Origin of the sequence: Actinokineospora sp., from assembly GCF_050699995.1 — a bacterium.
GTDB lineage: Bacteria > Actinomycetota > Actinomycetes > Mycobacteriales > Pseudonocardiaceae > Actinokineospora.
This window is the reverse complement of record NZ_JBOHGC010000676.1, coordinates 1-4,628: the sequence shown is the minus strand read 5'-3', so window position 1 is coordinate 4,628 and position 4,628 is coordinate 1. Positions and strand designations below refer to the sequence as shown.

The window sequence follows — 4,628 nt, the reverse complement described above, 5'->3', positions numbered from 1 at the left end:
GTGCAGCTGCACGGCTACCAGCAACCGGGCATTGCCCGAGCCCTCAAGACAGCGGGCCGCACTGTCGTCAAGGTCCTCCACGTCCGCGACGGCCGCTGCGTGGAGACGCCGCTGATCCCCGCCTACGAACGGGCCGGTGTCGACCTGTTCCTCCTCGACGCCGTCGGCACAGACGGAGCGCTGGGCAGCACGGGGCGGTCGCTGGAGCCTGAAGTGGTGCTGAGGGTGGCGGAGTCGCTGACCCGGCCGTTCCTGCTGGCAGGCGGCCTACGTCCGGATAGCGCGGCTGACTTTCGGGCGGTGAGCGGGCATCCGCTGTTCACGGGGATCGACGTGGACAGCGGGTCACGAGGACCGGATGGGATGTTCGACCCCGACCGGATCACGAGGCTCCGTCGCGAGTGGACGAACCAGGCGGTGGCCGGATGAGCCCCTTCATCGACGCCCTCACCACAGCCCCCTCCCCCGTGATCGCCGAGATCAAACCCCGAAGCGCCGCGGGCGAGGAACTCGTCGGCGCCAGATCGCCGGCCGACATCGCCCGTGCCTACCTCGACGCGGGTGCGGCCTGCCTGTCGGTGGTGACCGGCCGGTGGTTCGGCGGCGATCCCGCCATGCTGGCCGAGATCGCCCGACTGAGTCCGGTTCCGGTGCTGCGCAAGGACTTCCTCACCCGCGACAAGCAGCTCGTCGCCTCCCACGAGCTCGGTGCGGCGGCGGTGCTGCTCACCGCCACGCTGCTGCCCGCGACGGCGCTGGCCACCCTGGTCGGCCGGGCGCTCGCGCTCGGGCTCACCCCGTTTGTCGAGGTGGTCGACGAGGCCGAGATCGAGCGGGTGCCGAATGCGGCCGACTGTGTGATCGCGGTGAACAACAAGGACATCCGGGATCGCGAGCGTGGGGCCGCCGACCTCGGCCGCAGCGCCCGGCTGCTTCCGTCGGCGCTCGCGCGGGGCACCCGCTGCCCGGTCAGCGCGAGCGGGATCGAGACCCCCGGGCAGGCCGCCCAGCTGATCGACGCCGGGTACGCGGGCGTTCTGGTCGGCACCGGCCTGCTGCGCGCCGACAGCCCCGGCCACTGGTTCGCGGACCTCGCCGCCGCGCGAAAGGAGTGCCCGTAATGGCAAGGCGGAGCCTTTCCCTGCGCGACGCCGTCGACTGGGTCCGCACGCACCGGCCCGACGACTGGAGCGAGCCCGCGGGCGAATTCGGCCGCGAGGACGTCGCCGCGCACTACGCCGACACGTTCGCCGGCGTGCCCGCCAACTCGGTCTCCCGCGACGAGAGGCTCGCCCGCTACCGGGTGTCCGACTCGCCCATCCCCGTGCTGCTGGGCCTCTACGGCAGCGCCGAGCGGGTCGGACAGCTGCTGCCCGGCCTCCCCCAGGCGATCACCCCGGCGACCGCCCGAGCCATGGTGAGTGCCGCGCGCCCGCCCACCAGGACGGCCGAACCGCCGTGCAGGCAGGTCCGGGACCTGAAGCTGCACGACCTCCCCGTGCTGCGCACCACCCCGCGCGACGCCGGTCCGTACCTGACGATGGGCATCGTCTATGCCGAAGGGCACGGCTGCGGACATGAGACTGTCGCGCTGTCCGTGCACCGGATGCTCGTGCTCGACAGCGACCGGCTCGCGATCTGGATGGTGCCCGGCCGCGCCCTGCGGGCCTTGCACGAGCAGGGTGGCAGGCTCCCCGTCTCGGTGAATCTCGGCGCGCCCCCTGCGGCGATGCTCGCCTCGGCCCTCAGTTCGGCGGTGCTCCCGGCAGCCAAACTCGACGTCGCGGGCGCACTGGCGGGCAGCCCACTCGCCCTCGCCGACGCGGTCAGCCAGCCGACATCGGTGCTGGCCGAGTCCGAGATCGTGATCGAGGGCTACCTCGACGACACCACCGCCGACGAAGCGCTCAGCGGCCCGCCCGCCGCGTCGCTGCCGGAGTTCCTCGGCTACGACGGCGACGCCCGCACCGGACTGCCGGTGCTGACCGTGACGGCGGTGACCACCCGCCGCGACCCGACCTACCAGGCGGTCATCGGCCCCGGCCGCGAGCAGTCGGTGATCCTCGGGCTCGCCGGCGCCCTCTCGGTCGCGCTGTCGGCCGACACCGACCTGATCAGCGACCTGCACTACGGCCCGTCCGGCGGCGGAATGCTGCTGCTCGTGGTCGCGGTGCGCAAACAGTCCACAGCGGACGACGGCAGGCTGGGGGCGCTCGCCCGGCGGATCTTCGAGGGGCACGGGTTCGTGAAGCTGATCGTGTTCACCGACGACGACATCGACATCCGCTCCACCGACGACGTCCTCTGGGCCATGACCACCCGCGCCAACCTCGGCTCGGACTGCACGACGTTCACCGGCTTCCGGCCGCTGGGGATGGACCCGTCGCAGCGCCCCGAGTGGGGCCGCGGCGGCGCGGGCGACCGGACCTGGATCGACGCGACAGCCCCGTTCGCGCGCAAGGGCGACATGGTTCGCAGCTTCCGCCCGGCGGGTGCGCGATGAGACTCGTCGTGGCCATCACCGGGGCGACCGGCACAGTCATCGGGGTACGCCTGCTGCGCGGGCTGCGCGACCTCGGCGTCACCACACATCTGGTGCTCAGCAAGTGGGGCCGGGCCACCCTGGAAATGGAGACCGACCTCGCCGCGTCCGACGTGTACGCGCTGGCCGACCATGTGCACGGCCCCGGCGACCAGTCCGCCCCGATCTCCAGCGGTTCGTTCCGCACCGACGGCATGATCATCGCCCCGTGCAGCATGAAGACCCTCGCCGCGATCCGCAGCGGCTACGGCGAAGGCCTCATCCCGCGCGCCGCGGACGTCACGCTCAAGGAACGCCGCAAACTGGTGCTGGTGCCGCGCGAACTGCCGCTCTCGGAGATCCACCTGGAGAACATGCTGGCACTGAGCCGCATGGGCGCGGTCATCGCGCCGCCCACCCCGGCGTTCTACACCCGCCCCGAGACCGTCGACGACATCGTCACCCACATCTGCGCTCGGGTGCTCGACCAGTTCGGCCTGGACCTACCCGAAGCCGTCCGCTGGCAGGGTCCACCCGCCCGCGTCGCCGTGAACGGCTTGGAGCCCAGATGACCGCGTCCGAGCACCGCCTGTCCGAGCACCTCCTGGTCGAGCCCGACACGCTGCGGAAGGTGATGGGCCGGGTCCCGACCGGGGTCATGGTGGTCACGACCGCCACCGCGGACGGCCAGGCCGCCCGCACCGCCAACAGCTTCGGCTCGGTCTCGCTGGACCCGCCACTGGTCTCGGTCTGCTTCGGCGCGACCTCCCCCTTCGTCACCGCCCTGCAAGACTCCGGCCGGTGGGGCGTGTCCGTCCTGGCCGCCGACCAGCACGAACTGTCCCGCCACTTCGCCCACGGCCCCCGCACCCTCGACGGCATCGCCCACCACCTCGGCCCCCACACCGGCGCCGCCCTCCTCGACGACGCGGTCGCGACCATGGAGTGCCACTCGCTCACGATGCAGCGGGCAGGCGACCACGTGCTGGTGCTCGCCGAAGTCGTGTCGCTGGCGGCCCGGCGGGACACGCCCCCGCTGATCTTCTACCGCGGCGGCCACCACCAGGTCGGCCCAGCCACCGACTGACACCGCGATCCGCGTCGCCCCGCGTTCCACCGATCGGGTGAAACATCACTCGGTGTGCGGACGATGCGAATGCTGCGAGCGGCTTCCGACGAGCCGCCGGACCCCGTTCGCCCGCCGAACGACGCACCGTTGGGGCCACACATGGATTCACCTCGCAGCCGTCGATCACTGCTTCGGTCGACCGCAATCTCCCTGTTCATCACCGCCGTCGTAGCCGCTGTCGCGCCGCCGTCGGCGGGGGCGGCGCCGGGGGCGGCCGACCCGCCGGGCCCCGGGCTCAGCAGGCACGACCGCCAGCTGCTGGCCGAGGCACGGGCCGACGGCAAAGCCGCGGTCACCATGCTGATCGCGACGAACCTCGGCGCGAGTGATGACGTGAGCAAGCGCGTCGCAGGCCTTGGTGGCCGGGTCGACTACCACGACCAGGCCCTGGGTTACGTGCGTGCCTCGGTGCCGATCGACCGGGCCGAGCAGGCCGCCAAGGTCAGCGGTGTGCACACCGCCGACCTCGACGAGACCATCGAGCTCGACGACCCTCGGCCTGTCGGGCAGACCACCCCGACGCCCTTCCCGCCCCCGGACGCGAGCACGCCGCGAGCCAACCCGTACATGCCGATCGCCGACACCGGTGCCGACGCCTTCACCGCCGCCCACACCACCTGGGACGGCCGCGGCGTCACCGTCGGTGTCCTCGACACCGGCATCACCCTCGACCACCCGGCGCTGGCCACCACCACGACCGGGGCGCCGAAGATCACCGACTGGGTGACCTACACGCACCCGCTCACCGACGGTGACCCGACGTGGGTCACGACCTCCGTCGTCAGCGGCCCGGCGTTCACCGCGGGCGGCGTCGCCTACACCGCCCCGGCGGGCTCGTTCCGCTTCGGCGTGTTCGACGAGCGGCACGCGAACCTCGGCGGCGAAATCGGCAACGACGTCAACCGCGACGGCAACCCGGCGGGCAGCATCGGCACGTTCGGCGTGCTGTGGGACCCGCCCACCGGCACCGTGTGGGTC

The 4,628-nt window shown here is 72.4% G+C and carries 5 protein-coding genes and 1 pseudogene; all 6 read left to right on the top strand.

Annotated elements, in window-relative coordinates; all coding sequences use genetic code 11:
* Positions 1–429: hypothetical protein (locus ACRDSQ_RS33340; protein WP_431426710.1), on the top strand; the 429-nt coding region annotated here is incomplete at its 5' end.
* On the top strand, positions 426–1,121 hold the full coding sequence (locus ACRDSQ_RS33335; protein ID WP_431426709.1) for an indole-3-glycerol-phosphate synthase: 696 nt from the start codon (positions 426–428) through the stop codon (positions 1,119–1,121). The genes ACRDSQ_RS33340 and ACRDSQ_RS33335, both read left to right, overlap by 4 nt.
* A complete protein-coding gene (locus ACRDSQ_RS33330; RefSeq protein ID WP_431426708.1) occupies positions 1,121–2,503 on the top strand; it encodes a UbiD family decarboxylase domain-containing protein in 1,383 nt (460 codons plus the stop codon). Before ACRDSQ_RS33335 ends, ACRDSQ_RS33330 begins: the two co-directional genes overlap by 1 nt.
* A complete protein-coding gene (locus ACRDSQ_RS33325; RefSeq protein ID WP_431426706.1) occupies positions 2,500–3,093 on the top strand; it encodes a UbiX family flavin prenyltransferase in 594 nt (197 codons plus the stop codon). Before ACRDSQ_RS33330 ends, ACRDSQ_RS33325 begins: the two co-directional genes overlap by 4 nt.
* Positions 3,090–3,608, top strand: a complete 519-nt coding sequence (locus ACRDSQ_RS33320; protein ID WP_431426705.1) for a flavin reductase family protein — start codon at positions 3,090–3,092, stop codon at positions 3,606–3,608. The genes ACRDSQ_RS33325 and ACRDSQ_RS33320 overlap by 4 nt, the downstream gene beginning before the upstream one ends.
* Positions 3,609–3,749: 141 nt before the next feature.
* A pseudogene (locus ACRDSQ_RS33315) lies at positions 3,750–4,628 on the top strand (S8 family serine peptidase); the annotation flags it as partial.